Source organism: Streptomyces sp. NPDC111606, assembly GCF_055656945.1.
This window is the reverse complement of the sequence record NZ_JBVKBY010000009.1, coordinates 41,794-67,536: the sequence shown is the minus strand read 5'-3', so window position 1 is coordinate 67,536 and position 25,743 is coordinate 41,794. Positions and strand designations below refer to the sequence as shown.

Genomic DNA, 25,743 nt, shown 5'->3' with positions numbered 1-25,743 from the left:
GGATTAGCCGGCCGCGCGACCGATGAGTTCCGGGGCGAGGATCGGTCGGTACAGGTGACAGCGTTCCGCACGCCCAGGAGGTACCCATGGCAACCGACGGATTCACGACGTGTCTCTGGTACGACGGCCAGGCCGAGGAGGCCGCCAACTTCTACGTCTCCGTGTTCAAGAACTCCGCCATCGGCAAGATCGCGCGCTACCCCGAGGGCTCGTTCCAGCCGGCCGGCTCCGTCATGACCGTCGAGTTCACGGCCAACGGCCACAGGTTCCTCGCGCTCAACGGCGGCCCCCAGTTCAAGTTCACCGAGGCGACCTCGTTCATGATCTTCTGCGAGAACCAGGAGGAGATCGACTACTACTGGGCCAAGCTCACCGAGGGCGGCGGCGAGCCCGGCCCCTGCGGCTGGCTCAAGGACCGGTTCGGGCTGTCCTGGCAGGTCGTACCGGACAGTCTCGACGCCATGGTCACCGACCCGGACCCGGCGAAGGCGGCCCGCGTGACCAAGGCCTTCATGGAGATGAGCAAGTTCGACATCGCCGCTCTGGAGAAGGCCTACGTCGGGTAGGGAACGGGCCCCGCAATCAACCGGTTGCGTGCGTGCCGATCACCCGGGTGATCTCCCGGGCGATCCGCAGGATCCCGGGCGAGCGGGCCGGGCACGGCTTCGGCTTGGAGGTCGTGGGCGCCAGACAGAAGTGCAGATAGTCGTCGTCGCGGTGCAGGGCGGTCCGGTCGCGGTCCGGCTGGGTGCAGTACTCGCCGTGCTCGCGCTCGTATGCCGTGCACGGCAGGTACTGGACCCAGGAGTAACGGGCCCCCGCCGCGCTCAGCGCCTTGCCCGCGTCGGCGAGCAGGCCGCCCGAGGCGCCGGCCCGCACCTCGTACAGGGCGTTGACGCGCCGGACCCGGTCGGGAGTGATCGGGTCCGGGCCCTGCAGCACCCAGACGATCCGTGTCTCACCGGCCGCGGCGATCTGGTCGGTGAGCCGCTTCAGGTCGGCCTCGTACCGCTTGAAGTACTTCTCGGGAGAGGCGTCATGGGTGATCCCGTCCATGCACGGTGTGTAGCCCCACGCGTTCCCCCAGAACTGCAGCACCACGAAGTCCGGCCGCAACCTGCGCACCAGGGCGGCCGCCTTGTCCGCGACCGGCACGAGGGACCGCTCGCCGGTGCCCTCCAGGTAGTCGCACAGGGTCGTCCCCGAATACGGGGCGCTCGTGTACGTCGCCCTCAGCTCGCGCCGCAGCTCCTGCCCGAGCACGTCCTGGGCCTCCATGGCCAGCGAGTCGCCCAGGTACAGCACGGTGGGCCCCTTCGCGGGGGCCTTCTTGCCGGTGCCGGTGCCGGTGCCGGTGCTCGCGCTCGGCGAAGCCGGCGCCCGCTGCTGCGTGGTCACCGACGCCTGCGGTACGTCCGGCGGAGCCGCTGCCTCCGGCTCGGACGCCGGATCGCCGCACGCGCCGAGCAGCACGACGGCCAGCAGTAGCCCCACGATCCACGGCCTGCGCATACGGCAACTCCCGCCCCGGGCACCGAAAACGGTTCCCCAGGCAAGCACAGCCCGACGCAAGGCGGAAGACGCGCGTCGGCCATGACCCACCCATGGCCGACGCGAGCCCGACGGTCGGTCAGACGCGGTCCGCCGCGATCAGCAGGTACTGGAAACTGCCGTTGCGGTACGCGCTCAGGAACGTGTCCTCGATGCCCGTCACCAGGTGCTCGGCCTCACGGCGCAGCTCCCAGTAGGGGATGGTGGCCTCGGTGAGGTCCTCCACATGGACCGGGACGAGCCGGTTGCGGGCCATGGCGCGGAAGTACTCCGAGCGTGGGTGGATGTCGCAGATGTAGTGGGCGTTGATCAGTGACACCTCGCGGGAGGCGCGCCCGTAGGTGTCGTTGTAGCAGCCGGTGATGGTCACGTAGCGGCCGCCGCGGCGCAGCAGCCGGGCGTGCTCGGCGAACAGCAGGTCGAGCTCGACGTACATGGTCGACTCGTTGTTCCAGGAGGCCGCGTAGGCCCCGGTCTGCAGCCCGGTGTCCAGCATGTTGCGATGGTGGTAGCGCACCCGGCCGTCGATGCCCCGCTTGCGAGCCTGCGCGTTCGCGAACTCGGCCTGCTTCTGCGAGATGGTGACGCCGTCGGCGTGGCAGCCGTACCGCAGATGCGCCGTGACGCTGCCGCCGCCGCGCCCGCAGCCGGCGTCGAAGACGCGGTCGGTGGGGGAGAGGGAGCCGAGCCGGTCTGCGAGGAATTCCGCCTGGGCGTGCTCCAGCCGGTGCAGTTCGGTGGTGATGCGCTCCCGCCGCAGGTCCGGGTCCGGTTCGTCGAGCACGGAGCGGTCGGCGGCTCCGATGCCGTAGTGATGGTGGTAGAGATCGTCGAGCTTTCCGAGTTCGAGGTTGACCGGGTTCTCCTCGGCGTTCCAGTAGTCCGCGACGCGGGTCTGGTACGTGGACTGGGTTGGCACCGATGCTGCCTTGGTGCCGGCGTCGGGGGCGATGGTCAACGGTGACTCCTCGTGCTGGTGCTTGTGACGCTCTGTCATTCGATGGCGCTTTACCAGTAGTTGGGCAGGTGGTAGCGGTGGGTGTTGGTGGAGTGCCACTCGTGGTTGCCGGCCACCCAGTCGGACAGGCCCCGGGCGTACCGCTCGACCAGCGGTGAAGTGGCGGACAGCAGGGCCGACTCCTCGTCGAAGGCCTCCATGATCCGGTTGTGGATCTCGACGGCCTTGAGGTAGGCGGCCTTCAGACCGCAGTGCTCGTTCGCGGCGATGACCTGCGGCAGGTTCAGATGGGTGGGGTCGCTCGCCAGCTCCTTGGTGAAGGAGTACAGGTCGTTGACGATCGTGGTGGCGTTGCAGGCCAGCGCCGTGATCCGCTGGATCTCGGGGCGGGCGTACACCACCTCGGGCAGTTCGTAGCCGTCGACGGCGTCCACGATCGACAGACAGGGGCGGAAGTTGTTGAACTGCCGCATCACCAGGTACTCCCAGACCTGCGGGACGTACCGGGTCTCCGCCCAGGCCGCCTCGGCGAGATAGCCCAGGTGCAGCCGGGCGATGTCGTGGACGAAGCGGTCGGTCTGGCTCGGGGTGGCGAAGGCCGCGTAGTCCTTCAGGGCGAAGTGGTACGAGCGCAGCGGACCGTCGGCCCGCACGCCGTGCCGCCACTCCTCCTCCAGCTCGGGAATGCCGTGGTACGGGTCGAGCGCCGACTGGGCCATGATCAGCCGGCCCCCGAGTCCCCGGCGCGCGCCGCCCCGGCCCTCGTCCTCCTCGCAGTAGCAGGAGTCGACGACGTTCTCGGCGAGCAGCAACTCGCCCGCGGCCGTCAGACGTTCCAGATCGAGTGCCTCCGGATGCTGGAGCACCACGGCCCGCCCGAACTGGAACCCCGAGAAGTCGCCCTTCCATGCCTCGGGGAACAGATCGAGATGCCGGGCCCACTCCTCCAGCCTGCGGTCGACCTCCGCGGCCTTCACAGGGTCGGCGGGCGCCACCTGCCGGTACCGGAGCCCGGGGATCGCCCCGGTGCGCCGCTGGGTGCGGAACGAGCTCGCGATGTTCGGCGGCCCCGGCAGTGCGAAGTCGGAGGTGGGGGAGGGCGTGCTCATCGGGTGCTCCACGCGGTCACTCGGCCGTCCGGCCGATCTGGGCGTTCTCCAGGATCCCGACCGCGTCGGGGACGAGGATCGCCATCGAGTAGTAGGCGGTGACGAGGTAGCGCATGATCGAGTTGGCGTCGATGCCCATGAACCGCACGTTCAGGCCCGGCTGGTACTCCTCCGGGATGCCCGTCTGATAGAGGCCGATGGCGCCCTGGTCGCCCTCCCCGGTGCGCAGCGCGATGATGCTGCTGGTGTGCTGCGGGCTGATCGGGATCTTGTTGCACGGGAAGATCGGCACACCGCGCCAGGCGGGGACCTCGTGCCCGTCGACGTTCGCCGTGCCCGGCACCAGACCACGCCGGTTGCACTGCCGGAAGAAGGCCGAGATCGCCTTCGGGTGGGCGATGAACAGCTTGGTCTTGCGGCGCATCGACAGCAGTTCGTCCATGTCGTCGGGGGTCGGCGGCCCCGTGAAGGTGCTGACGCGCTGCCCGTGGTCGGCGTTGGCCAGCAGCCCGAACTCCCGGTTGTTGACCAGTTCCCATTCCTGCCGTTCGCGGATCTCCTCGATGGTGAGGCGCAGTTGCTGCTCGGTCTGGTTCATCGGGTCGTTGAAGAGGTCGGCCACCCGGGTGTGCACGCGCAGCACGGTCTGGGTGAGGGACAACTCGTACTCACGCGGGGCGAGTTCGTAGTCGACGAAGCCACCGTCGATCGTCGGCTCGCCGATGTGGCCGGCCTGCACCGGAACGTGGGCCTCGCCCTTGCGGTTCATGGGCAGCTGCTGGCGTTCGCCGTACGCCTCCAGGTGCGCCGCGAGGGACGGCACCCGGTCGACGATCTCCGCGACCACGGACCAGGGGAGTGCCAGCAGTACGCCCGCCGTCTCCGCGCGCACCGAGCTCCGCCACAGCGGCTCGGACTGGCCGATGGCCTCGTCGCCGAGCTGGTCGCCGTCGGTGACGACCCCGAGGATCTCCTCCTCGCCGTACTTGCCCTCGGTGAAGCGGGTGAAGCGGCCGTGCACGACGAGGTAGGCCTCGGTGACCGACTGCCCGGCCGCGACGAGCACCTGGCCGGCCCGGACCTCGCGCACCCGGAAACGGCTCGCGATCTCCTTGAGGACATCGATGTCGGAGTAGCCGCGCAGGGTGGGCAGTTCGGTGAGCGTCTGCGGGATGACCTTGATGTCGTCGGCGCCGTTCTGCTCGAACTGCACCCGGCCACGGCCCACGCGCAGCTGGAGGCGCCGGTTGACCCGGTAGGTACCGCCCTTGACGTCCACCCACGGCAGCATCTTCAGCAGCCATCGCGAGGAGATGGCCTGCATCTGCGGTTCGGACTTGGTGGTCGTGGTGAGCTGGCGCGCCGCATGGGTGCTGAGACTGGTGAGTTGTCCGTCGGCGGAGGGGGCCGAGTCGTCGGTGGCGGGTCCGGTGGCGCTGTCGGGTACGGACACGTATCTCCCTAGAGGGTGATCGGGCGTGAGCGAAGTGGTCGGTGACGACGGCAACCGCCGACGCGTGATGAGGGCTGCCCAGTGGCACTGGTGAGCCGCACGCGTCGCAGGGACAAGCCAAACAGCGCAGGTGGTGGGGTCGGTACGGCGTGAAGGGGGCGGTTTGATCACCTGGGTGGTGCAAACTCTCCCTGGAAGCAGAGGGCACACGCGCCGGTGCCTGCACGCCGGTCGCGTTCGCCGCGACGTGCGGGCGCGAGGGGCGCGCGACCCGCGAGCTCTCGCTTCGTGTCCCGCCCGGCGCGCGGGCCGCACGAGGCTCAGGAGACGTCGTTCACCAGTACGGCCGCCCCGTCGAAGCGCCCGGCCTTGAGATCACGCAGCGCCTCGTCCGCACGGGAGAGCGGATACGTGTGCGTCGTGGCGCGCACGGAGTGCTCGGCGGCGAGCGCCAGGAACGCACGGCCGTCCGCGCGCGTGTTGGAGGTGACGCTGCGCAGCTGCTTCTCGTAGAACAGCTCGGTCTCGTAGTGCAGCGCCGGGACGTCGGAGAGGTGGATGCCCGCGACGGCCAGCGTGCCGCCCCGGTCGAGGGCGCGCAGCGCGACCGGGACCAGCTCGCCGACCGGCGCGAACAGGATCGCGCTGTCCAACGGCTCCGGCGGCATCTCCTGCGCGTCGCCCGCCGATGCGGCGCCCAGATCGAGCGCCAGCTGCCGCGCGGCCGCCCCGCGCGTGAGGACGTGCACGGTGGCGCCCTCGGCCATCGCCACCTGCGCGCACAGATGGGCGCTGCCCCCGAAGCCGTACAGCCCGAGCCGCCCGCCCGGAGGCAGCGCGGCCCGTCGCAGGGCGCGATACCCGATGATCCCGGCGCACAGCAGCGGCGCGCACCCCACGTCGTCCAGGCCGGCGGGCAGCCGGTACGCGAACGCGGCCGGCACGGTCGTGTACTCGGCGTATCCCCCGTCCGCGTCCCAGCCGGTGTACGCCGAGGCCGGGCACAGGTTCTCGGCGCCCCGCGCGCAGTAGCCGCACGAACCGTCGGTCCGCCGCAGCCAGGCCACCCCCACCCGCTCCCCGATACCGAAACCGCTCACGGCCGCCCCGAAGCCCGCGACCACCCCGACGACCTCGTGCCCCGGCGTCACACCCGGCCGGTGCACCTCCAGATCACCCTCGGCGACATGCAGATCCGTACGGCACACCCCGCATGCCCGCACGCGCACGAGCAGCTCGTCGTCCCCCGGCACCGGCACCGGCTTCTCGACCGGCCGCAGGGACCCCGACTCGACCGGGCCCGGCTCGACCACGGACCACGCGCGCATCGTCCCGTCCGTCATACCGTGTCCCGTTCGCCGACCGGCTGCCGTCCACCCCAGTCTGGAGCGGAAGCGGCCATTCGGCGCGCGGCAGGAGGACCGGGTGACTAGCGTAAGAATCCGGACAACTCAGCGATCCGGGAGAGGGCCGCAACCATGGCCGTGAAACCTGAAGGAACCCCGATCTGGGCCGACGCGATGTTCAGTGACGTCGAGGGAGCGAAGAGCTTCTACGGCGACGTCCTGGGCTGGACGTTCGGCGAGGAGTCGACGGAGTTCGGCAACTACACCCAGGCCTACGCGAACGGCAAGGCGGCCGCCGCGGTGGTGCCGCCGATGCCCGGCCAGGAGGGCCAGTCGCAGTGGTGCCTCTACTTCGCCTCCTCCGACGCGGGCGCGAGCGCCGCCAAGATCCGCGAGAACGGCGGCGAGATCCTGATGGAGCCGATGGCGGTCGGCGAGTTCGGCAGCATGTGCCTGGCCCGGGACCCCGGCGGTGTCGTCTTCGGTATCTGGCAGCCCGGCACCCACAAGGGCTTCGAGACGGAGATGGACCAGCACGGCGCCTTCTGCTGGTCGGAGATCTTCACCCGCGAGCCGGAGAAGTCCGACGCCTTCTTCCCCGCCGTCTTCGGCTACGGGCAGCAGCAGATGGAGGACGGCGAGATGGACTTCCGGCTCTACACCCTTGGCGAGGACATGGCCCTGGGCCGGATGAAGATGACGGACGACTTCCCACCCGACATCCCGCCGTGGATCAACGTCTACTTCAACGTCCCCGACTGCGACGACGCCGTCGCCAAGGCCACCAAGCTCGGCGGTGTGCTGCGCTTCGGCCCGATGACCAGCCCGTTCGGCCGGTTCGCGGCGCTGAGCGACCCGCAGGGCGCGAACTTCTCGGTGATCGACACCGGCACGACCGAGGGCGACATGCCCAAGCTCAGCGACGTCTCCTGACCGACTCCGCGACCTGGCACCCGGCCCGCCCATGGCATGATCGGGCACATGCGTGAACGTGTAGTGGCCGCGTGCGACGGGGCTTCGAAGGGAAACCCCGGACCGGCGGGCTGGGCCTGGGTGGTCGCGGACGAGACGGAGACCCCGGCCCGCTGGGAGGCGGGACCGCTCGGCAGGGCCACCAACAACGTCGCGGAACTCACCGCCCTGGAACAGCTGCTCACCGCGACCGACCCCGGCGTACCGCTGGAGGTCCGCATGGACTCGCAGTACGCCATGAAGGCCGTCACCACCTGGCTGCCGGGCTGGAAGCGCAACGGCTGGAAGACGGCCGCCGGCAAGCCGGTCGCCAACCAGGATCTGGTCGTACGCATCGACGAACTGCTCGACGGCCGCACGGTCGAGTTCCGCTACGTTCCCGCCCACCAGGTCGACGGCGACCCGCTGAACGACTTCGCCGACCGCGCCGCAAGCCAGGCCGCGACCGTGCAGGAGGCCGCGGGCAGCGGGCTCGGCTCACCGGTGCCGCCGCCCTCCCCGGACACCCCGAAGGCCAAGTCGGCCCCGCGCCGCAAGGCTGCGGCGCCGCGGAAGAACGGCAGCTCCTCGCGCACCATCAAGGCCAAGTTCCCCGGCCGCTGCCTCTGCGGCCGCGGCTATGCGGCGGGCGAGTCCATCGCCAAGAACGCCCAGGGCTGGGGCCACCCGGAGTGCCGGACCGCCGAGGCATGACCATGAGCCCTACGGGGCTCAGGCCGCGTCGAAGGTGTAGTGCGCGGTGTGATCCAGCAGGTCGGCCGGGCGCACGTCGTTCCACGGCTTCATCGTGTCGTTGAGGTCGATCACGTTCGGCGTCCCGGCCGTCGGCAGATAGCCGGAGCCGGGGTGCCGGCGCTGCCAGTCCGCCCACAGCTTGTCGATGTAGGCGTGGTGCAGCCAGAACACCGGGTCGTTGGGCGAGGCGCCGGTCGCCATCTGTCCGCCGACCCACACATGCACCCGGTTGTGCAGATTGACGCCGCGCCAGCCCTCCAGGTGGTTGCGGAAGCCGTCCGACCCGCTGTTCCAGGGCGCCATGTCGTACGTCGGCATGGCGAGCACCGACTCCACCTCGGCCCGGGTCGGCAGCTCCCGGACGCCGGCGCCGAGCGCCCGTCGCAGAAACGTACGCCCGTCGACGCGTACGTTGATCTGCCAGTTGCCGGTCGATGCCGCGAACGGCCCGTCCATCACCTGTCCGTCGCGGCTGCGCCCCGTGCCGCCGAGGAAGTCGGGCGCCCACAGCGAGGACCGTATCGAGCGGTCGGTGCTCCAGTCCCAGTACGGCAGCGCGACCGAGGCGTCCACCTCCTGCAGCGCGCGCTCGAACTCGAGCAGGAATCTGCGGTGCCAGGGCAGGAAGGACGGCGAACGGTGTCCGGTGCGCTCGCCGTTGTCGGTGTCGCCGACGATGAAGGCGTTGTGGGTCGTGACGAACTCGTCGTAGCGGCCGCTGCGCTTCAACTCCAGGAGCGCGGAGACGAATCGCCGCTTCTCGTCGGCGGTGAGCAGGGCCTGGTTCTTGCGGACGGTCATGGTCGCTGGTGCTCCAAAGTGCGGGTGGGGCGGGTCGGTCGGGCGGCGGGTCAGCCGGTGGGTCAGCCGGTGGGGAAGGGGAGGAGTGCGGCGCCCTGCAGTTCGTCCACGGCGGCGCGGGCCGCGGCGCGCGGCGTGGGCACGGGGTCGTAGTGGCTGACGACGCTGATCCAACTGCCGTCGGCATTGCGCATCACATGCAGTTCCACCCCGTCGACCAGCACGGCGTATCCGGCGCCATGGTGCTCGTGACCGCCGCCCGCAGCCGGCCCGCCCTGTATCCGGCGGCCCTTGTAGACCTCGTCGAAGGGCGACGGGGCCGGGGCGTGGTGGTCGTGTCCGGCGGTGGGTCCAGGGGACCCGGTGGACGCGGTGGGGGTGGCGGACGCGGTCGTGACGGTGTGGGCGGTGACCGTCTGGACACCGGCCACGGTGGCGAGGGCGGCCGCGGCGGTGAGCGCACGGCGACGGCTGAGTTCCGGCATGCGGACCTCCTGAGTTCGTTCGGTTGGCGACTCCGCATGCCTATCGGGCCGGACGAGAGCGGAAGAAATCGCTCGGCAGTGGTTGGCCCCGATCCGGACAAGTAACTACATGTCGTGCAAGGTTGAATGAAGGTGATCTTGCCGCGATGGCGGGCGTGAAGCCCCGGAACGGGAAATTCCTCCCCCGGGAGATCGCATTCCGGATGGTCCTTCGTCGGCGGAGCCGGCGCGCGTGGTCCACCTCACGCACGGAAAGTGGCGCGATCCGCAATGCCGCGGGATGGGGTGTTCGTCCTGCTACTCTGCCGAGTAGATATGGCCGATTTGCGTATTTTCAAGGGGTATGTGTGAAGATCGCCTGTGCCGGTGGCGGGCCCGCCGGCCTCTACCTCTCGATCCTGCTGAAGCTGCGGGACCCGTCGCACGACATCACCGTCCACGAGCGCAATCCGGAGGGCTCCACCTACGGCTGGGGCGTCACGTACTGGCGCGGACTGCTCGTCAAGCTGTACGAGCACGACCCCGTGTCCGCGCGCGCCATCGAGGAGAGCTCGGTCCGCTGGGACGAAGGCGTCGCCCATGTCCGGGGCGTGACGACCCGTCGGCCCAGCGACTCGGGGCACGGCATCGGCCGCCACCGGCTGCTGGCGATCCTCGCCGAACGCGCCCGGGCGCTGGGTGTACGGCTGGACTACGAGCACGAGATCACGCCGGAGAACCTTCCCGCCGCCGACCTGGTCGTCGCGGGCGACGGCGTCCACAGCTCCCTGCGCACCCAGTACGCCGAGCACTTCGGTACCCAGGCCAGAGCCGGCCGCAACCGCTACCTCTGGCTCGGCACCAGCAAGGTCTTCGACGCGTTCACCTTCGCCTTCGTCGAGACCGCCCACGGCTGGATCTGGTGCTACGGGTACGGCTACGGCCAGGGCTTCGGTCCCGACGCCAGCACCTGCGTCGTCGAATGCGCCCCCGAGACCTGGACCGGCCTGGGCTTCGACACCGCCAGCGAGGCCGACGGACTGGCCCTGCTGGAGAGGCTCTTCGCCGGCGTCCTCGACGGCCACCCCCTCATCGGCCGCTCCGGCGCCGACGGCAGCGACCGGTGGCGGCCCTTCCGCACCTTCTTCAACCACACCTGGCACCACGACAACCTCGTCCTGCTCGGCGACGCCGCCCACACCACGCACTACTCCATCGGAGCCGGCACCACCCTCGCCCTGGAGGACGCCATCGCCCTCGCCGACGCCCTGCACGAGCACCCGGTCCTCGCGCAGGCGCTCGCCCACTACGAACGGGAGCGCAAGCAGGCCCTGTTGTCCATCCAGAGCGCGGCCCGCTACAGCGCCCAGTGGTACGAGGACCTGGACCGCTACCTCCAGCTGCCCCCGGACCAGATGTTCGCCCTGCTCGGCCAGCGCCACTCACCCCTGCTGCCGCATCTGCCGCCGCAGCTGTACTACAAGATCGACAGGGCGGCCGGGCAACTGGAGGCCATGCGCCGTCTCAAGCGCTGGCTCGGACCGAAGGTCGCACGCACCGTGCACGCCAGGGCTCTGGCATCCCGCACCTAGGGCCTCACCGGAACAGCCGGTCGAGGAAGGCGTTGCCGAACACGCCGTGGGGGTCGAGGCGGTCCAGGACCCCGGAAGCCTCGCCCCACACGCCCTCCCCGAACGTGCCGGGCACGACCGTGCCCAGCACCTCCCCGTCGCTCCAGGCGGCCTCCTTCGTAAAGGCCCAGCCCTTCGACCACTCGACGCGGGTCATGGCGTACTCGCCGTCGAAGGTGCGCAGCAGAAACCGCTCGATCTGGCTCAGGAAGGCCTCCGCGTACGGTGTCGTGGGCAAGGTCAGGATGTTCAGCCAGACGGCGGTGTCCCACTCGGGACGGTCGTCGCGTGGGCGGAGCGCCGACAGCAGCGGGGTCCGCGCCCCGTCCAGGCCGGCGTCCGCCGGATCGTCGAGGCCGGTCACCCGGATCTCCACCGACCCGTTGACGGGGAACTGCCCCCGGTCGGCGTACGCCGCGAGACGCTCCCGGTAGAAGGCCGTGAACTCGGCCACGACGCGCTGTACTTGCGCCCTGCCGGTGAGCACCGCGTAGCCGTTCGTGGCGATCCTCAGCGTCGTCGGCCGCAGATACAGCAGCGTGTTCTTCGACGGCCCCCAGATGTCCGCCGACAGCGTCGCCGCCAGTCCGAGCGCGGCCACGTCGTACTGCGCGTTGCCGAGCACCGGTGCCAGATACCAGGCCCCGTCCGACACGATGTGCCCCACCAGGTCCGCGACGGGGGTCGGGACGCTGTCGGAGAAGGGATAGTTGTACGGCCTCGTCACGCGCCTCGAGGCCGGCGGCCTGGTGGGGGAGACACTCCACACCTTCAGCCAGGGGAACTCGGTGAAGGCGAACCAGATCGCCTCGACCCGCCCGGACCGGTCCAGGAAGCTCGCGAGGGTGCGCCCGTCGGTGCCGGGCGCGGCGAACAGCTCGCCCGCCGGGATGTCCGTACGGCTGACGCACCGAAGGTTGGTGTTCACGCCCACGCGCAGCACGACCTCGGTGACCAGCGAGCGGCCGAGATGCGCGAGCAGGGCGGCGCAGTCCGCCTCGTCACGGCCGTACGTCCGCAGCACGTACGCACTGCTGGCCTCGTCCCAGACGACGGCCGTCAGCGACAGCACGAGATTGCTCAGCGAACCGTACGTGTGCCCGGGCAACCGCTGTTCGCCGTGCGCCGGTACGGCGGTGCCGTGCGCGTCGACGGTCAGGGCGCCGCCCAGGGTGAGGTTGCCGGGCGCGGGCGCCGCGGTGACGCCGAGGCCATTTTCCTCGAGGTAGGTGAGCAGGGCCTCCAGGGTGACGCCGGTGCCGGCGCGGACGGCCGTCGGCGACTCCAGGGACAGGCCGGTGAGATGGGAGGCGGTGTCCACGAGGAGGACCGGCGCGTCCGACGGGGTGCCCTGCGTGATCGTCAGGGGCGACCACCCGTGCGAGGCACCCCGGGCACGGACCCTCCAACCGTGCCGCCAGGCCCAGTTGACGACGGCGACCACCCGCTCGGCGCGGGCCGGTGCGCAGGCCCACAGGCCGTCGGCGGTGATCTCGCCGACCCAGTTGCGGTACGCCGAGCGGTAGAGCGCCACATCGGCCGGGAAGTCGGGCAACTCCTGTGCCGCGGCGGCCGGATCCGCCGGCAGAAGAGTCGGTACGGCCGTCAGCGCGGCTGCCGTGCGCAGGAAGCCCCTGCGGCTGAAGTCGTCGGTCACGGGCTCACGCTAGGGACCGCCTTGACAGGCACCGCTCGCCTGTCGATTTGATTCACCCGTGTGAGTGATGGATTCACAGGTAACGAGGCGGAGGGGCCTGTTCCGCGCACATGGATGACGAATGACACACTGACGCCATGGACGAGCGTGTAATCGGTAGGTCGGGTCAGCGGGCATCCGTCGTCGGTCTCGGTACCTGGCAGCTGGGCGCCGACTGGGGAGACGTCGACGACAAGGAAGCCCTGGCCGTGCTGGAGGCGGCGGTCGAGTCGGGAGTGACCTTCTTCGACACGGCCGACGTGTACGGCGACGGGCGCAGCGAGCAGACCATCGCCACGTTCCTGCGCGCCAGGCCCGAGCTGGACATCTTCGTGGCGACCAAGATGGGCCGCCGCGTCGACCAGATCCCCGAGAACTACGTCCTCGACAACTTCCGTGCCTGGAACGACCGTTCGCGGCGCAACCTCGGCGTCGACCGCCTCGACCTGGTCCAGCTGCACTGCCCGCCGACCTCCGTCTACTCGACGGACGAGGTGTTCGACGCCCTCGACACCCTGGTGGCGGAGGAGCGCATCGCCCGGTACGGCGTCAGCGTGGAGACCTGTGAGGAGGCGCTGACCGCGATCGCCCGCCCGGGTGTCACGAGCGTGCAGATCATCCTCAACCCGTTCCGCATGAAGCCCCTGCGCGAGGTGCTGCCCGCCGCGCACGAGGCCGGCGTCGGCATCATCGCCCGGGTGCCGCTGGCCTCCGGCCTGCTGTCGGGCAAGTACACCAAGGACACCGTCTTCGCCGCGAACGACCACCGCACCTACAACCGGCACGGCGAGTCCTTCGACCAGGGCGAGACCTTCTCGGGCGTCGACTACGCCACCGGCGTCGAGGCCGCCGCCGAGTTCGCCGAGCTGGCCCCGCAGGGCTATACGCCGGCCCAGCTGGCGCTGCGCTGGATCATCCAGCAGCCGGGGGTGACCACCGTGATCCCGGGCGCCCGGACGCCCGACCAGGCCCGCGCCAACGCTGCTGCGGCCGCACTGCCGGAGCTGTCCCGGGACACGCTCACCGCCATCCGGGACCTCTACGACCGGCGGATCCAGGACCAGGTGGCGGGCCGCTGGTAGACCCGGTGCGCCTGCGGCGGTGACCACCCGACTGCTCCCGGAACCACGCCGTTTGAGCGCTCGACGCTGCGGTTACTCGTAGCGCATGACTGAGCATGAAAGACGGACGGGACGGGACGAGAGCGAGGAGGAGCGTGCCGACCGGATGTGGGGCGAGCTCCTCCAAGAGGTCCGGGTGGCCCAGATGGGCGTCCAGATCCTGTTCGGCTTCCTGCTCACCGTGGTCTTCACGTCGAAGTACGACACGCTGAGCGACACGGACCAGACGATCTACATCGTGACGGTCGTGCTGGGTGCCACCGCCACCGGAGCCCTGATCGGTCCGGTGTCCCTGCACCGTCTGGTGTCGGGTAGCCGCATCAAGCCGCAGGCCGTGCAGTGGGCCTCCCGGCTGACCTTCGTCGGCCTGCTCCTGCTCCTCGCCACGACGGCGTCCTCGCTCCTGCTCATCCTGCGGGTCGCCACCCACGACGACTACGTCCCCTGGCTGGTCACGGGCGTGGTCCTCTGGTATCTGCTGTGCTGGTTCGTGCTGCCCCTGTGGGCGCGCCGCCGCCACACGGAGTGAAGCGGCGGCAGCACGCAGATGTGAGCGGCTACTGCTCCTGCGCGGGGCCCGACCGGGCCCCGCGCAGTGCGGTGATGCACGAGGCGACGGCCTGCTGGAGCTCCTCCAGCTGCTGGACCATGTCGTCCTCGACGAACTCCTGCACATCGTCGAAGGTCAGCTCCTCGAAGACCTTCGTCGCCCGCTGCAGGCTGCTGTAGAACTTCGTCCGCCGCTCCTGCACCCGCAGCTCGGGGTCGGCCTCCACGGTCTCGGCGACGAGGGACTTCATGGTGTCGTAGGCCTCGGTGGCCCACTCGCCGGTGTCCTGCTCGTCCTCCAGCTCGTCGATGAGCGACAGGTGCCGCTCGGCCTCCTGGCGCAGGTCGACGGGCGCGTCCACGGTCTGCCCGGCCGGGGTCTTGAACTGGCCGGACTCGGCGATCTGGCGGACGTAGCCGATCCGGTCGGCCGCCCGGCTCTCGGTGGCGACGGCCTTCTTGAGGTCGTCGGTGCGGACGACGTCCCGTGCCAACTCGGCCTGCAGATCGGGGTCCTCGCGGACCCGGTCGAGGAGCGCCTGGCGGGCCGCGCGGGCCGTCGAGGGGTCGGCGAGGATCGCCGCCCGCAGCGCGGTGGGGTTCTCGGCGACCTCCAGCGCCTTCGTCGGGCGGATGCCCTCGGCCTCGGCGGCCTCGGTGATGGCGGTGCCCCGCTCCGAGGTGGCGCTGTTGCGGGAGACGTAGTAGCTGAGCCACACCTCGGCGTCGGGCAGCTCCACCTCGTCGCCCGGCGTCAGCGTCTCGAAGTGCGGGACGAGACCGTCGTCGGCGGCGCGGTCCCAGGCCTTGTAGTAGCGCATGACGCGGTCGGGGGAGCACCCGGCGAGTTCGGCGAACTCCTTCGCGGAGACCTTCGGCGTCTCGCCCGCGCTCTGCCCGCCGGGCCGTACGCTGCGCGCCACCATGAGGCCGAAGGCCCATCCGCCGGTCCGCGCGTAGACGCCGAACTCACGCGCGTCCCGCGCGACGAGATCGGACAGCGGGGGCTGGGACGCGGGGGACGTCTCGGGCGGGACGAACGCCAGTGTCACGGATGACTCTCCTGTTGGGGCTGCTCGGAAGGCACCGCCGGGAAGGCTCAGGTGCCGACCGGCAGCCTATGGCACCCGCGGACGACGCTCTCGCGGTCCCCGGTGCCGCCGGGTGCGGTGCGCGTGTGCTCGCGCGCGTCAGCCGAGCGCGTCCCGCAGCGCGGGGAGCAGCGTTGTCTCCGCCCAGTCGATGTAGGGCCGTTGTTCCTCGCCGCCGATCTGGACCAGGGCGACCTCGGTGAAGCCGGCCGCGGCGAACGGACGGACGGCCTCGACGAAGGAATCCACGTCGTCGCCGCACGGGATCGCGTCGGCGACGTCGTCCGGCGTGACGAACCGGGTCGCCGCCTCGAAGGAGTCCGGGTGCGGCAGCTCCGCGTTGACCTTCCAGCCGCCGCCGAACCAGCGGAACTGGGAGTGGGCGCGCTTGATCGCGGTGTCCCGGTCGGGGTCGTAGCACACGGGCAGCTGTCCCACGCGCGGCTTCCCCGCGCCGCCGTGCCGGTCGAACGCCGCCAGCAGGTCCGCCTTGGGTTCCGTGGCGATCACCAGGTCGCCGAGCCGGCCCGCGAGTTCGCAGGACTGCTCACCGGAGACGGCGATACCGATGGGCGGTGGCTGGTCCGGCAGGTCCCACAGGCGGGCCGACTCCACGTCGAAGTGCGTGCCGCGACGGTTCACATGGCCGCCTTGGAAGAGCGCGCGGATGATCTCCACGGCCTCCTCGAACATCTCGTGCCGCACGTCCACGGACGGCCAACCACCGCCCACGACATGCTCGTTGAGGTTCTCGCCGGAACCGAGGCCCAGCCGGAACCGGCCCTCGGACAGCAGTTGCATCGTGGCCGCCTTCTGCGCGACCACCGCCGGGTGGTACCGGAACGTCGGACACGTCACGTAGGTCATCAGGGGAATCCGCGACGTGGCCTGGGCGGCCGCGCCCAGGAGACTCCACGCGTACGGGGAGTGACCCTGTGAACGCAGCCACGGAAAGTAGTGGTCCGAGGTCACAGAGAAGTCGAAGCCGGCTTCCTCGGCGCGGACCAGGTGGTCCACCAGGTCACGAGGGGAGGCCTGCTCGGTCATCATCGTGTATCCGATCTGCACCATGCGGCCCGAGTCCCCGGACAGGGGTGGTGAAAACGGGATCGACGGGACGGTCGGGACGGGGCGCGGACTCCGGGCGTGAATGCCTCTGCCATGGCCTCGGTATCGGAGAGGATGCTCGTATGAGTGTTCGCCCGTTGCCTTCGAGCACGCCCGCCGCCCAGGGCGTCGACGCCTCCGGTGTCCTCGCCTTCCTCGACGCCCTCGACGCCGCCCCCGACATCGAGCCGCACAGCCTGATGATCCTGCGCCACGACCGGCTCGTCGCCTCCGGCTGGTGGGCGCCGTACACCCCCGAACGCCCGCATCTGCTCTACTCGATCAGCAAGAGCTTCACCTCGACCGCGGCCGGGATCGCCGCCGGCGAGGGGCTCATCCGCCTCGACGACCCGGTGATCTCGTACTTCCCCGAGTTCGACGCCGACATCACCGATCCGCGCAGCCGCGCGATGCTCGTGCGACATGTGGCGTCCATGGCCAGCGGGCACGAGACCGACGCACTCGACGAGGCGCGCGCACAGGACCGTGAGGACCTCGTCCGCGGGTTCCTGCTGGCAGCGCCGACCCGCGACCCGGGCACGGTCTTCGCCTACAACCAGCCCGCCACCTTCACGCTCGCCGCCATCGTCCAGCGTGCGAGCGGTCAGTCGCTGACCGAGTATCTCCGGCCGCGCCTGCTGGACCCGCTCGGCATCGGCGAGGTCGCGTGGTTGCGCTACCGCGACGGCCGGGAGCTCGGGTTCAGCGGACTGCACGCCACGACTGACGCGATCGCCCGGCTCGGCCGGCTGTATCTGCGGGGCGGGATGTGGGACGGCAAGCGGCTGCTGCCCGAGTGGTGGGTGGCCGAGGCGACCCGCCCGCAGATCTCGAACTCCGGTGTCATGCCCGGGGACGACTGGCAGCACGGGTACGGCTTCAAGTTCTGGATGTCCCGGCACGGCTATCGCGGCGACGGCGCGTTCGGTCAGTTCTGCCTGGTGCTGCCCGAGCAGGACGCCGTGATCGCGACGACCGCGGACACCTGGAACATGCAGGGTCTCCTGGACCTGGTCTGGGAGCATCTCCTGCCCGCGTTCCGCCCCGCGCCCCTGACGGGCGGCGAGGCGGCGGACGTTGCCCTGGCCGAGCGGCTGGCGGGTCTGGCGCTGCCGCCCGCCGCCGGCGAGCCCGCGCCACCCCAGCCGGCGGAGGCCTGGTCCGCCGCCGCGTTCACCCCGTACGGCGACGTCGACGGGAACCTGTCCAGGCTGACCGCGGTCGACCTAACGCCGGACGGCGACGGCTGGGCTCTGACCCTCACCGAGGACGGCCATCCGCTTGGGCTGCGACTCGGGGAGGCCGGCTGGACCGTCACCGAGGGGGCGGTGCCCACCGCCGTCAGCGGCGGCTGGACCGACGCGGACACCCTCGCCGTGGACATCGCGTTCCTGGAGACCCCGCATCACCTGGAGGTGACGTGTTCGCTCAAGGACCGGACCTTCACGACGCGTTGGCGGACGGAACCGCTGCACCGCCTGCCGCTGCGGGCGATGTCCGCACCCCGCGTGCCGGCCTGATCAGGCTTCGGGCACCCGGAAGGTGCTCAGGACGGTGTCCAGGGCCTCCTGGTTGTCGGCGTCGTTCCAGTCGTCCGCCGGGGTCGTCCAGCGCAGCGAGTAGCCCAGCTGGTCGCCGATGAGGAAGCCGCGGCCGAACGTGCGCACCCGGGTGCCGTCCACGTCGGCGAGCCACTGGATGTCGGCGGCCTTGTACCCCTGGTACGTGGTGGCCTCGATGTCGCCGATGCGTTCGTAGTCGGCGTCGGCCTGCTTCAGTCCGGGCTCGACGTCGTCGCGCCACACGGCGACGGGGTCCGGGCCGACGCGTTCGCTGTAGGTGACAGCGAGGGTGCGCGGATCGCCCTGCGCGCTGAACACGACCCGGTACGCCAGGTCCGAGGCGCGCGTGGTGCTCAGGGGTTTCCAATCCTGGGGAAGGGCGAGGGAGAAGCCCTCCGGTGAGGTGTACGTCCGGAAGCCTGAGGGCAGCCCCGTGTCCGAGGGGGACGCGGTGGGCGATGCGGTCTCCGGCGCGCTCTTCGTGGGGGAGGCCGTGGGTTCCTTCGTGGGGGAAGCGGTCGGAGCCGGAGCCGTGGGCTTCTCGGCGGAGGCCGACGGGCTGGGTGCCGTACCGGCCGCCGAGGGGTCCGAGTCGTCCGACCGGTCGCTGGTCACCACCAGGACGGCCGCGGCGACCGTGACGACGGCGAGCGCGGTGCCGGCGATCATGGCGCGCCTGCCCCAGCCCGGTCCGACGGCGTACAGACCGCGCAGCCGGGGGCGCGGCTCGGCCGGCAGGGGCGTCTCGGGATCCTCGTTGAGGGCGCGCACGAGCGCGTCGCGGACCACGGGTCTGCTCAGCCGCTCCCGGGAGTCCTTGCGCAGCAGTCCCTGCACGGCCTGGGTGAGCGGCCCGGCACGCACCGGGGCGCGCAGCGGAAGCCGGTCCACGCCTTTCAAGGTGGCCTCGGGCCGGTCCCGTTCGCGATACGGCGGGCGCCCCTCGACCATGGCGTAGAGGATCGCGCCGAGCGCCCACAGGTCGGACGCCGGTCCGATGTGCTCGTCGCGGGCCTGCTCCGGTGAGGCGTACGACGGTGCGGCGACCCGGGGCACAAGCGTGGCGCCGGCCAGTCCGAAGCCGGTGACCACCACGGTGCCGTCGCCGCGCACGAACACCTGGCCGGGGCTCAGTTCGCCGTGCGTGATGCCGGCGACGTGCGCCGCCTCCAGTACGTCGAGCAGTTCCAGGCCGATGCGCGCGGCCCGCACATAGTTGAACGTGCCCTGCTGGGTGAGGAGTTCGCCGAGGGGCGTACCGTCGATCCACTCGGTGACGATCCACAGGTTCCCGCCGTCCTCGATGGCGTCCACGACCGTGGCGACCGCGCCCGGGCGCAGCAGCCCGATCCGCTCGGACGTGCGCAGGAGGCGCGAGGTGGCGCGGCGCCTGTCATCCGGATTGGAGTCGTCGGGGAGCCCGATCTGCATCAGAAGGAACGGGTGTTCGGTCTCGATGTCCTCGCCGTAGTAACTGACGCGGTTCGTCTCGTGATGCACGACATCGACGAGCCGGTACCTCCCGGCGACCAACTCGGAAGTGGAGACGCGCGCCTTGACCATGGCCATCCCTCGCTGAACCCCTGATTCTCATTTCTCACAGGAAGTACGAGAGACGGGACAGGAAGCGTTCAACGAAAACCTCAACTAAAGGGCCACTCCTTTCCTTTGCTTCTTACGCGTGAGTAACCTGACGAAAAAGTAAGGAATTCGAGCCGGCGTTTCAGTGAACACCGAAATCCGCCGCCCACCGCAGCACTTCCCCCGTCGTCGCGTTGCCCCCACACACCACCAGCCCGAGCCGCGCGCCGTCGCCGACCCGCTCCAGGACGCGCCGGGCCGCGGGCAGCAGACAGCCGGCGGCCGGCTCGGTCCACACCTTGGCGTGCTCGGCGAGGTCGAGCACACCCCGCACCGCCTCCCGGTCCGGCACCACGAGCACCTCGTCGACCAGGGCGGACACATGGTCGTACGTCAGCCGGGACGCGGCCGGCGCACACAGCGTGGACACGATCGACGACAGGGCCACCGGTACCGGCCCGCCCGCCGCCAGCGCCTCGGACATCGCCTCGGCGCCCTCGGTCTCCACGCCCCAGATCCGCACGTCCGGACGGCGGGCCCGCAGCGCGACCGCGACGCCGGAGATGAGTCCGCCGCCCCCGACGCTGACGATCACGTCCGTGAGCTCCCCGGCGTCGTCGGCGAGCTCCAGCCCGACGGTGCCCTGGCCGGCGATCACCAACGGGTCGTCGAAGGGATGGACGAGCGTCAGCCCTTCGTCCCGCAGCCGCGTGACAAGGGAGAACGCTCCGCCCATGTCGTCCGTCAGCCGGACCGACGCCCCGGCGCCCCGGGCGATCTCCACGGCGCGGGCCGGCGCCGAACGCGGCATCACCACGGTGGCCTTCACATCGAGGACGGCGGCCGTCATCGCAAGGGCGATCCCGTGGTTGCCACCGCTGACCGCCACCACCCCGGCCGCACGCTGGGCCTCGGTCAGCGACAGCAGTTTCGCCGTCGCCCCGCGGGCCTTGAACGAGCCGGTGCGCTGCAGCAGTTCGAGCTTGGCCGTCACCGGGACGCCCAGCAGGGCCGACAGTCCGGGGCTGGGCACGGTCGGTGTGTGGACGACGTGGCCGGCGATGAGGTCGGCCGCGGCTTCGACGTCGGAGATCCCGATCAAGGCAGTCACCCTTCCGGCGTGGGGGCGGGGTCCACGCCGTTGGCACCCTGACGCGAGAGGCGACGCCGGTCAACTCGGGCTCGCCGGGAGCGGCACCGTGACTCGACGATCACCGCCCCTGCGCATGGCACGCGTCTACGCGGGCGCGACGCGGGCCGGACGGTGAACCGGCGGTCACGGCCTTCCTGCGAGCCGGTCCGTCACAGGTCGCGCCGCATCAGGAAGCCGAGCAGCGACCGCAGCTCCCCGGCGGGCCTGGCCTTCAGGGGTACGTCGGCCGGAGCGGTCTCCGCGGCGGTCGCAGGCCCCCGTCTACGCGGGCGCGACGCGGGCCGGACGGTGAACCGGCGGTCACGGCCTTGCTGCGAGCCGGTCCGTCACAGGTCGCGCCGCATCAGGAAGCCGAGCAGCGACCGCAGCTCCCCGGCGGGCCCGGCCTTCAGGGGTACGTCGGCCAGAGCTGCCTCCACGGCGGTCACATGGCGCCGGGCCTCGGCGAGCGCGGCCGAGCGGCCGTCCGCCTCCTCGATCAGCGAGGCCACCTCGGCGGGGTCCGCGGCCGAGTCCAGGAGCGCTGCGAGACGCCCTCCGGCGGGCGAGTCGAGGGCCGCCAGCACGGGGAACGTCTTCTTGCGCTCCCGCAGATCGCCGTACACCGGCTTGCCCGTGACGGCCGGGTCGCCCCAGATGCCCAGCAGATCGTCGACCACCTGGAAGGCGATGCCCAGATGCCGGCCCGCCCGGTCGAGGGCGGCAACCGTTGCCGGCGGCGCGCCGCCGAGCAGGGCGCCCAGCGCGGCCGCGCAGCCCAGCAGGGCCCCCGTCTTGTGCTCGGCCATCGTCCGGTACTCGTCCGGCCGCACGCGCTCCGGCCCCGTCCACGGACGGGTGGCGAACAGCAGGTCGTCCGCCTGCCCGCGCACCAGATCCTGCAACGCCACGGACAGCAGCCGTACGGCCCGCGGTCCGGCCGGTGCGGCAGCGAGCGTCTCGACGGCGAGCGCGAACAGCGCGTCACCCGCGAGGACGGCGGGTCCCGTGCCGTACGCCTTCCACACGGTGGGGCGGCGGCGCCGGGACGTGTCGCCGTCCATGATGTCGTCGTGCAGCAGGGAGAAGGCGTGCACCAGCTCCACCGCGACCGCCCCGGGCACCGCGAGCCGCCCGGGCGCGCCGGCCGCCTCGGCACCGAGCACGGCCAGCGCCTGCCGTACGCCCTTCCCGCCGGAGGCGGCGGCGGGCGCCCCGCCCACCTCGCACCAGCCGAAGGAGTACGCGGCCATCTCACCCACCCACGGATGCGTCCGCCCCACGGCCTCCCGCAGCGCGGGCCGCACCAATGCGCCGCAGCGGTCGAGGACTTGGTGGGCGTCCGGTGCAGCCTGAACCGACGAAGGGTGCTCCGCGATACCGGACGGAGCTCGAAGAGCAGAAGGGGAAGCCGTCACCGTACGACCCCCGTCCCGGCGCCCGCCATGGCATCCTCGCCGACGCCGAACTCCGCCTGCGCCCGGGCCACCATCTCCCGGGCGTGCCGCAGCCCGATCCGCTCCAGTACCCCGGCCAGCTCGGCCAGTTCGGTGGCCGTCTCGGCACGGTCGCGCCCCAGCTGCGCACGCGACTTGGCCAGCCCCAGCCGGGACAGCGCCTCCCCGCGCGGCTCGCTCATGGCGCGGAACTCGGCGAGCGCCTGCTCGTACAGGTCCCGGGCCGCGGCGTAACGCCCGGCGCGGTAGAGGACGTTGCCGCGCATCTTGTGGTTGTAGGCCAGCGCGCTGGACAGCTTCATCGCCCGGCACATGGTCTCCGCCTCGGACAGCAGGGCCAGTGCCCGTTCCGTGTCGCCGTCGCGCACGGAGACGACGTCGGCGAGCCCCCGCAGCGCCCAGGCATGACCCCGCCGGTCCTCGGCGCCCGCGGCGATCCCGGCCGCCTCCTCGAACAGGTCGTACGCGGTGTCGTACGAGCCGGTGTTGCGGTGGATCTGGGCGATGCCCTCCAGGGCCCACACGGTGTGCCGCGCCTCGCCGCGCCGCCGGGCCTCGGCCAGCAGCTGCTCGTGCAGCTTGTGGACGGCGTCGTAGTCGCCCTGGATGCGGCCGGTCTCGGCGAGACCGGCCAGGGAGTAGCCGCGTACGACGATGTCGCCGCCGCGGTCGCCGAAGTCCGCCGCGAGCTGCAGCAGCCGCCGGGCCAGGGCGAACGACCCGCGCTGGCGGGCCAGCGTGCCGCCGCTCCACAGCGCCCAGGCCATCGCCGCGGTGTCGTCGGCCTCCCGGGCGGCGCGGTAGCTCGCCTTCCATGCCTGGTCCGCGTCCCTGATCTGCCCCAGCCGGCGGTGCGCCTCGGCGACCGCGAGCCCCGAACGTGCCGCCTCGCCGTGCTGCCCGGCCTGCTCGGCCGCTCTCAACTGCTCGGTGCCGGCGGCCAGTACGTCGGTCAGCGAGGAGTTCACGGACAGCTTGGTCAGGGCTCCCTGGTACTCCGGGGCGAATGCCTTGCCGTACATCGATGCCTCTCGATCGATACACACGCCATCTCTACTCTCTGTGTATACGCAGTGCGTATACGTGATAGGTATACATGGCGTGTATAGAGCGTTGAAAACCTGCCCTGGCCGGAAAGGGCGGCCAGGGCTTCACTTGTTGTCGATCAAGACGTCGGCAAGGCGGACGGGGTTGCTCGTGAGGCGCAGATCACCTCACGGTGGCGGTATCAGTGCTGCTGGGACTTCTGCGGTGTCGCCTCGCTGGGCCGAACGACGACATGGCCCTGGCCCTGCAGCATCAGTTGCACGGCCTCCCCGGAACCGCCGCGCAGCATCGAGCCGAGGGACTGTGAGCGGTGCAGCGAGGTGTCCAGGCCCGCGGTCCAGCCGACGACGGCGTCCGTGTCGACGAACACCGGGTACTGCGGCGAGACCGGGATGACCAGTGGATTGCCCTCACACACCAGGCCCAGCCTGCCCTGCCCCGAGAAGACGCTGTTGAACAGACCGCCGCCGGCGATGCCGGCGCCCTTCACCGTCGCTATCCGGTACGACAACGAGGCGTCGAAACACAGGACGTTGCGGCCGTTGACCGTGAACTCGTCGCCGGGGTCCACGTCGACGACGAAGCAGTTCTGCGCCTCGTGCGCGAACCAGGCCTCGCCCTGCCCGCGCACCGCCATCAGCGGCAGCCCTTCACCGGTCATCGCCCGCTTGAGCATGCCGCCCACGCCCTGGCCCTTGCGCTCGAACTGGAGGTTGCCGCGGTAGGCGACCATCGCGCCCTGACGGGCGTGCATCTCGCCATTCACCGCGTACTTGATGCATTTGGCGTTCTCGATCGTCATGCCCGGCGCCGTGGCGGGCTGGACCATGTGCTCGTTGGAAAAGAGGTCACCCTTCATGCGGGCATCCTGTCCCGGACGCTCCCGTTCCGCCTAGATCGCGGCAGGTCGGATTCCCCGGGCCGTCAGGCGCCGAAGAGTTGAGTCCAGTACGTGCCGGCGGGCCCGCCGCCCGCGAAACCGATCCCTATCTGGGTGAAGTCGCGCTTGAGGATGTTGGCGCGATGGCCCGGGCTGTTCATCCAGCCCTCCACGACCTCGCCGGGGGAGCGCTGGCCGCACGCGATGTTCTCGCCGATCGAGCGCATGCGGGAGCCCGCGGCGGCGGCCCGGTCCCAGGGCTGGGTTCCCTCGGGCGAGGTGTGGGAGTAGAAGGCCCGGGCCGCCATGTCGGCGCTGTAGGCCTGCGCCGCGGTGCCGAGCGCGGCATCGACGGCGAGGGGACTCAGCCCGGCCCGCGCCCGCTCCCGGTTGGTGAGGTCGACGACCTCGGCCGCCGTGCGGGACAGGTCGCCGGGGGCCAGCGGCCTGGTCCACAGCGCCGTCCAGTACGTGTCGCCCGAGCGGCCGCCCGTGACGTGTGCCAGCGCGGCGTGGGTGAAGGCCGGGTCGTGCAGGGTGCGGCGCGGTTGTTCGGTGCGCAGGCAGTACGCGACGAACTCGGCGGGGGTGCGGGGGCCGGAGACCAGGTGCTCGCCGACGGTCAGATACGCGTACCCGGCGCCGGTGATGCGCTGGTACACGGAGACGCCGTCGCGGCCCTCGACACCGAGCTGCCCTGCCGCTGCCATGGCGGAGGCGTGGGCCTGCGCGGCGGACGCCAGGCGCGCGTCGAGGGTGACGGGCGGTGAACCGCCACTGGCGCGCGCGGAGTTGACCAGGCCGAGGAAGCCGTCGCGATCGGGGGCGGGGGTGTGCGGGACGGTGACGGCGGACAGGGTGTGCATCGCGGACCGAGCCGTCGGTCCGGCCGGAGTGATCGGTGGGGGTGCCGCGGCGACCGGGCTCGGCGTCGCGTCCTCGATGACGTCCACCCCGAAGTCGCGCGCCAGCCCCGCCAGCCCGTCCGCGTACCCTTGCCCAAGGGCCCGCAGCTTCCATCCGTCGCCACGCCGGTAGATCTCCGCGAGCAGCAGCAACGTCTCCTGCCGTGGGCGCGGCGGGGCGAACCGGGCGATCGTGCGTCCGCCCGGGCCGCCGACGTGGAGCACGGGGGCCGGCAGACGGCCCAGGGGGGTGCCCGGGTCGGCGGGGCTGACGACCACGGTGACCCGCGTGGCCCCGGGGCGCAGGCGTGGCGGGTCGACGGTCAGCGTGTCGCCGTGGAGCCGGGCGCCGGGCGCGGACGGCTGGTTGTAGAACACGAAGTCCGCATCGCCGCGGACCTTGCCGCTGTCGTCGGTGATGAGCGCGGACACGTCGAACGGGCCGGGCACCCGGACGGTCACGCTGCCGCCCGGGAGGGGCAGATTGCCCCCGGGAACCAACTCGCTCATCGGGCCGTCCTGGTGGGTCGTACGAGATCCGGTGGGATGCCGGTGGGGTTGTCCTGGAAACGTCCACCGGATCTCGCGGGTTCCC

General features: G+C 71.2%; 23 protein-coding genes. 7 read left to right on the top strand and 16 right to left on the bottom strand.

Going from position 1 to position 25,743, the window contains the following annotated elements:
• The first annotated feature begins 86 nt into the window (after positions 1-86).
• On the top strand, positions 87-566 hold the full coding sequence (locus ACZ7M7_RS29430; protein WP_383611330.1) for a VOC family protein: 480 nt from the start codon (positions 87-89) through the stop codon (positions 564-566).
• Positions 567-582: 16 nt separating this feature from the next.
• On the opposite strand, the gene ACZ7M7_RS29425 is transcribed toward ACZ7M7_RS29430, so the two are convergent.
• The 5 genes from ACZ7M7_RS29425 to ACZ7M7_RS29405 form a co-directional block, all read right to left on the bottom strand.
• Positions 583-1,512: an SGNH/GDSL hydrolase family protein gene (locus ACZ7M7_RS29425; RefSeq protein WP_472121840.1), complete on the bottom strand. Its 930-nt coding sequence runs from the start codon at positions 1,510-1,512 to the stop codon at positions 583-585.
• A gap of 118 nt (positions 1,513-1,630) precedes the next feature.
• Positions 1,631-2,509 carry a geranyl diphosphate 2-C-methyltransferase gene (locus tag ACZ7M7_RS29420; RefSeq protein WP_383626387.1) on the bottom strand — a complete coding sequence of 293 codons (879 nt, stop codon included), beginning with the start codon at positions 2,507-2,509 and terminating at the stop codon, positions 1,631-1,633.
• Positions 2,510-2,559: 50 nt separating this feature from the next.
• Positions 2,560-3,618, bottom strand: a complete 1,059-nt coding sequence (locus ACZ7M7_RS29415) for a family 2 encapsulin nanocompartment cargo protein terpene cyclase (RefSeq protein WP_472121837.1) — start codon at positions 3,616-3,618, stop codon at positions 2,560-2,562.
• A gap of 16 nt (positions 3,619-3,634) precedes the next feature.
• Positions 3,635-5,071, bottom strand: coding sequence for a family 2B encapsulin nanocompartment shell protein (locus ACZ7M7_RS29410; protein WP_451173524.1), 1,437 nt, complete (start codon positions 5,069-5,071; stop codon positions 3,635-3,637).
• Between the two features lie 320 nt (positions 5,072-5,391).
• Complete coding sequence (locus tag ACZ7M7_RS29405) at positions 5,392-6,399, bottom strand: zinc-binding alcohol dehydrogenase family protein (RefSeq protein WP_472122479.1); 1,008 nt, start codon at positions 6,397-6,399, stop codon at positions 5,392-5,394.
• A 150-nt stretch (positions 6,400-6,549) separates the two neighbouring features.
• Between ACZ7M7_RS29405 and ACZ7M7_RS29400 the strand changes: the two genes are divergently transcribed.
• Complete coding sequence (locus tag ACZ7M7_RS29400) at positions 6,550-7,350, top strand: VOC family protein (RefSeq protein WP_472121834.1); 801 nt, start codon at positions 6,550-6,552, stop codon at positions 7,348-7,350.
• Between the two features lie 36 nt (positions 7,351-7,386).
• Positions 7,387-8,082: a ribonuclease H family protein gene (locus ACZ7M7_RS29395; protein ID WP_472121831.1), complete on the top strand. Its 696-nt coding sequence runs from the start codon at positions 7,387-7,389 to the stop codon at positions 8,080-8,082.
• Positions 8,083-8,100: 18 nt separating this feature from the next.
• Here ACZ7M7_RS29395 and melC2 read toward each other — a convergent pair whose 3' ends face one another.
• Positions 8,101-8,925 (bottom strand): tyrosinase MelC2, encoded by an 825-nt coding sequence (gene melC2 / locus ACZ7M7_RS29390; RefSeq protein ID WP_472121828.1) that lies wholly within the window; start codon positions 8,923-8,925, stop codon positions 8,101-8,103.
• 62 nt (positions 8,926-8,987) lie between these two features.
• Positions 8,988-9,410: an apotyrosinase chaperone MelC1 gene (melC1, locus tag ACZ7M7_RS29385; RefSeq protein WP_472121825.1), complete on the bottom strand. Its 423-nt coding sequence runs from the start codon at positions 9,408-9,410 to the stop codon at positions 8,988-8,990.
• A gap of 347 nt (positions 9,411-9,757) precedes the next feature.
• On the opposite strand from melC1, the gene ACZ7M7_RS29380 reads away from it, so the two are divergent.
• Complete coding sequence (locus ACZ7M7_RS29380; protein ID WP_472121822.1) at positions 9,758-10,981, top strand: FAD-dependent monooxygenase; 1,224 nt, start codon at positions 9,758-9,760, stop codon at positions 10,979-10,981.
• A gap of 4 nt (positions 10,982-10,985) precedes the next feature.
• Here the strand turns inward: ACZ7M7_RS29380 and ACZ7M7_RS29375 are convergent, their stop codons facing one another.
• Positions 10,986-12,677 carry a cholesterol oxidase substrate-binding domain-containing protein gene (locus ACZ7M7_RS29375; RefSeq protein WP_472121819.1) on the bottom strand — a complete coding sequence of 564 codons (1,692 nt, stop codon included), beginning with the start codon at positions 12,675-12,677 and terminating at the stop codon, positions 10,986-10,988.
• 137 nt (positions 12,678-12,814) lie between these two features.
• Between ACZ7M7_RS29375 and ACZ7M7_RS29370 the strand changes: the two genes are divergently transcribed.
• Together ACZ7M7_RS29370 and ACZ7M7_RS29365 are read left to right on the top strand one after the other, a co-directional pair.
• On the top strand, positions 12,815-13,798 hold the full coding sequence (locus ACZ7M7_RS29370; RefSeq protein WP_472121816.1) for an aldo/keto reductase: 984 nt from the start codon (positions 12,815-12,817) through the stop codon (positions 13,796-13,798).
• Between the two features lie 85 nt (positions 13,799-13,883).
• On the top strand, positions 13,884-14,366 hold the full coding sequence (locus tag ACZ7M7_RS29365; protein WP_383625673.1) for a DUF6328 family protein: 483 nt from the start codon (positions 13,884-13,886) through the stop codon (positions 14,364-14,366).
• A gap of 28 nt (positions 14,367-14,394) precedes the next feature.
• Here the strand turns inward: ACZ7M7_RS29365 and ACZ7M7_RS29360 are convergent, their stop codons facing one another.
• Positions 14,395-15,438, bottom strand: coding sequence for a hypothetical protein (locus ACZ7M7_RS29360; protein ID WP_451173548.1), 1,044 nt, complete (start codon positions 15,436-15,438; stop codon positions 14,395-14,397).
• 138 nt (positions 15,439-15,576) lie between these two features.
• Positions 15,577-16,548, bottom strand: coding sequence for an LLM class F420-dependent oxidoreductase (locus ACZ7M7_RS29355; protein WP_472121813.1), 972 nt, complete (start codon positions 16,546-16,548; stop codon positions 15,577-15,579).
• Between the two features lie 119 nt (positions 16,549-16,667).
• Here ACZ7M7_RS29355 and ACZ7M7_RS29350 point away from each other — a divergent pair, with 119 nt between their 5' ends.
• Entirely contained in the window at positions 16,668-18,104 is a 1,437-nt protein-coding gene (locus tag ACZ7M7_RS29350) for a serine hydrolase domain-containing protein (protein ID WP_472121810.1), read from the top strand.
• Here the strand turns inward: ACZ7M7_RS29350 and ACZ7M7_RS29345 are convergent, their stop codons facing one another.
• The 6 genes from ACZ7M7_RS29345 to ACZ7M7_RS29320 form a co-directional block, all read right to left on the bottom strand.
• Positions 18,105-19,715, bottom strand: a complete 1,611-nt coding sequence (locus ACZ7M7_RS29345) for a serine/threonine protein kinase (RefSeq protein ID WP_472121807.1) — start codon at positions 19,713-19,715, stop codon at positions 18,105-18,107. It lies immediately after the preceding gene.
• 154 nt (positions 19,716-19,869) lie between these two features.
• On the bottom strand, positions 19,870-20,829 hold the full coding sequence (locus tag ACZ7M7_RS29340) for a threonine/serine dehydratase (RefSeq protein ID WP_472121804.1): 960 nt from the start codon (positions 20,827-20,829) through the stop codon (positions 19,870-19,872).
• 377 nt (positions 20,830-21,206) lie between these two features.
• The gene (locus tag ACZ7M7_RS29335; protein WP_383611280.1) at positions 21,207-22,277 is read right to left on the bottom strand and encodes a polyprenyl synthetase family protein; all 1,071 of its coding nucleotides are present in this window, start codon (positions 22,275-22,277) and stop codon (positions 21,207-21,209) included.
• Positions 22,274-23,338: a tetratricopeptide repeat protein gene (locus ACZ7M7_RS29330; RefSeq protein ID WP_472121801.1), complete on the bottom strand. Its 1,065-nt coding sequence runs from the start codon at positions 23,336-23,338 to the stop codon at positions 22,274-22,276. Before ACZ7M7_RS29330 ends, ACZ7M7_RS29335 begins: the two co-directional genes overlap by 4 nt.
• 206 nt (positions 23,339-23,544) lie before the next feature.
• Positions 23,545-24,222 carry an AIM24 family protein gene (locus ACZ7M7_RS29325; RefSeq protein ID WP_472121798.1) on the bottom strand — a complete coding sequence of 226 codons (678 nt, stop codon included), beginning with the start codon at positions 24,220-24,222 and terminating at the stop codon, positions 23,545-23,547.
• 65 nt (positions 24,223-24,287) lie between these two features.
• On the bottom strand, positions 24,288-25,658 hold the full coding sequence (locus ACZ7M7_RS29320; protein ID WP_472121795.1) for a CAP domain-containing protein: 1,371 nt from the start codon (positions 25,656-25,658) through the stop codon (positions 24,288-24,290).
• Positions 25,659-25,743: the final 85 nt, after the last annotated feature.

Coding starts and splice junctions, on each gene's coding strand:
- ACZ7M7_RS29405 (WP_472122479.1), bottom strand. CDS start 6,399: ATGCGCGCGTGGTCCGTGGTCGAGCCGGGCCCGGTCGAGTCGGGGTCC.
- ACZ7M7_RS29365 (WP_383625673.1), top strand. CDS start 13,884: ATGACTGAGCATGAAAGACGGACGGGACGGGACGAGAGCGAGGAGGAG.
- ACZ7M7_RS29425 (WP_472121840.1), bottom strand. CDS start 1,512: ATGCGCAGGCCGTGGATCGTGGGGCTACTGCTGGCCGTCGTGCTGCTC.
- melC1 (WP_472121825.1), bottom strand. CDS start 9,410: ATGCCGGAACTCAGCCGTCGCCGTGCGCTCACCGCCGCGGCCGCCCTC.
- ACZ7M7_RS29430 (WP_383611330.1), top strand. CDS start 87: ATGGCAACCGACGGATTCACGACGTGTCTCTGGTACGACGGCCAGGCC.
- ACZ7M7_RS29395 (WP_472121831.1), top strand. CDS start 7,387: ATGATCGGGCACATGCGTGAACGTGTAGTGGCCGCGTGCGACGGGGCT.
- ACZ7M7_RS29400 (WP_472121834.1), top strand. CDS start 6,550: ATGGCCGTGAAACCTGAAGGAACCCCGATCTGGGCCGACGCGATGTTC.
- ACZ7M7_RS29345 (WP_472121807.1), bottom strand. CDS start 19,715: ATGGCCATGGTCAAGGCGCGCGTCTCCACTTCCGAGTTGGTCGCCGGG.
- ACZ7M7_RS29370 (WP_472121816.1), top strand. CDS start 12,815: ATGGACGAGCGTGTAATCGGTAGGTCGGGTCAGCGGGCATCCGTCGTC.
- ACZ7M7_RS29325 (WP_472121798.1), bottom strand. CDS start 24,222: ATGAAGGGTGACCTCTTTTCCAACGAGCACATGGTCCAGCCCGCCACG.
- ACZ7M7_RS29320 (WP_472121795.1), bottom strand. CDS start 25,658: ATGAGCGAGTTGGTTCCCGGGGGCAATCTGCCCCTCCCGGGCGGCAGC.
- melC2 (WP_472121828.1), bottom strand. CDS start 8,925: ATGACCGTCCGCAAGAACCAGGCCCTGCTCACCGCCGACGAGAAGCGG.
- ACZ7M7_RS29330 (WP_472121801.1), bottom strand. CDS start 23,338: ATGTACGGCAAGGCATTCGCCCCGGAGTACCAGGGAGCCCTGACCAAG.
- ACZ7M7_RS29350 (WP_472121810.1), top strand. CDS start 16,668: ATGAGTGTTCGCCCGTTGCCTTCGAGCACGCCCGCCGCCCAGGGCGTC.
- ACZ7M7_RS29415 (WP_472121837.1), bottom strand. CDS start 3,618: ATGAGCACGCCCTCCCCCACCTCCGACTTCGCACTGCCGGGGCCGCCG.
- ACZ7M7_RS29355 (WP_472121813.1), bottom strand. CDS start 16,548: ATGGTGCAGATCGGATACACGATGATGACCGAGCAGGCCTCCCCTCGT.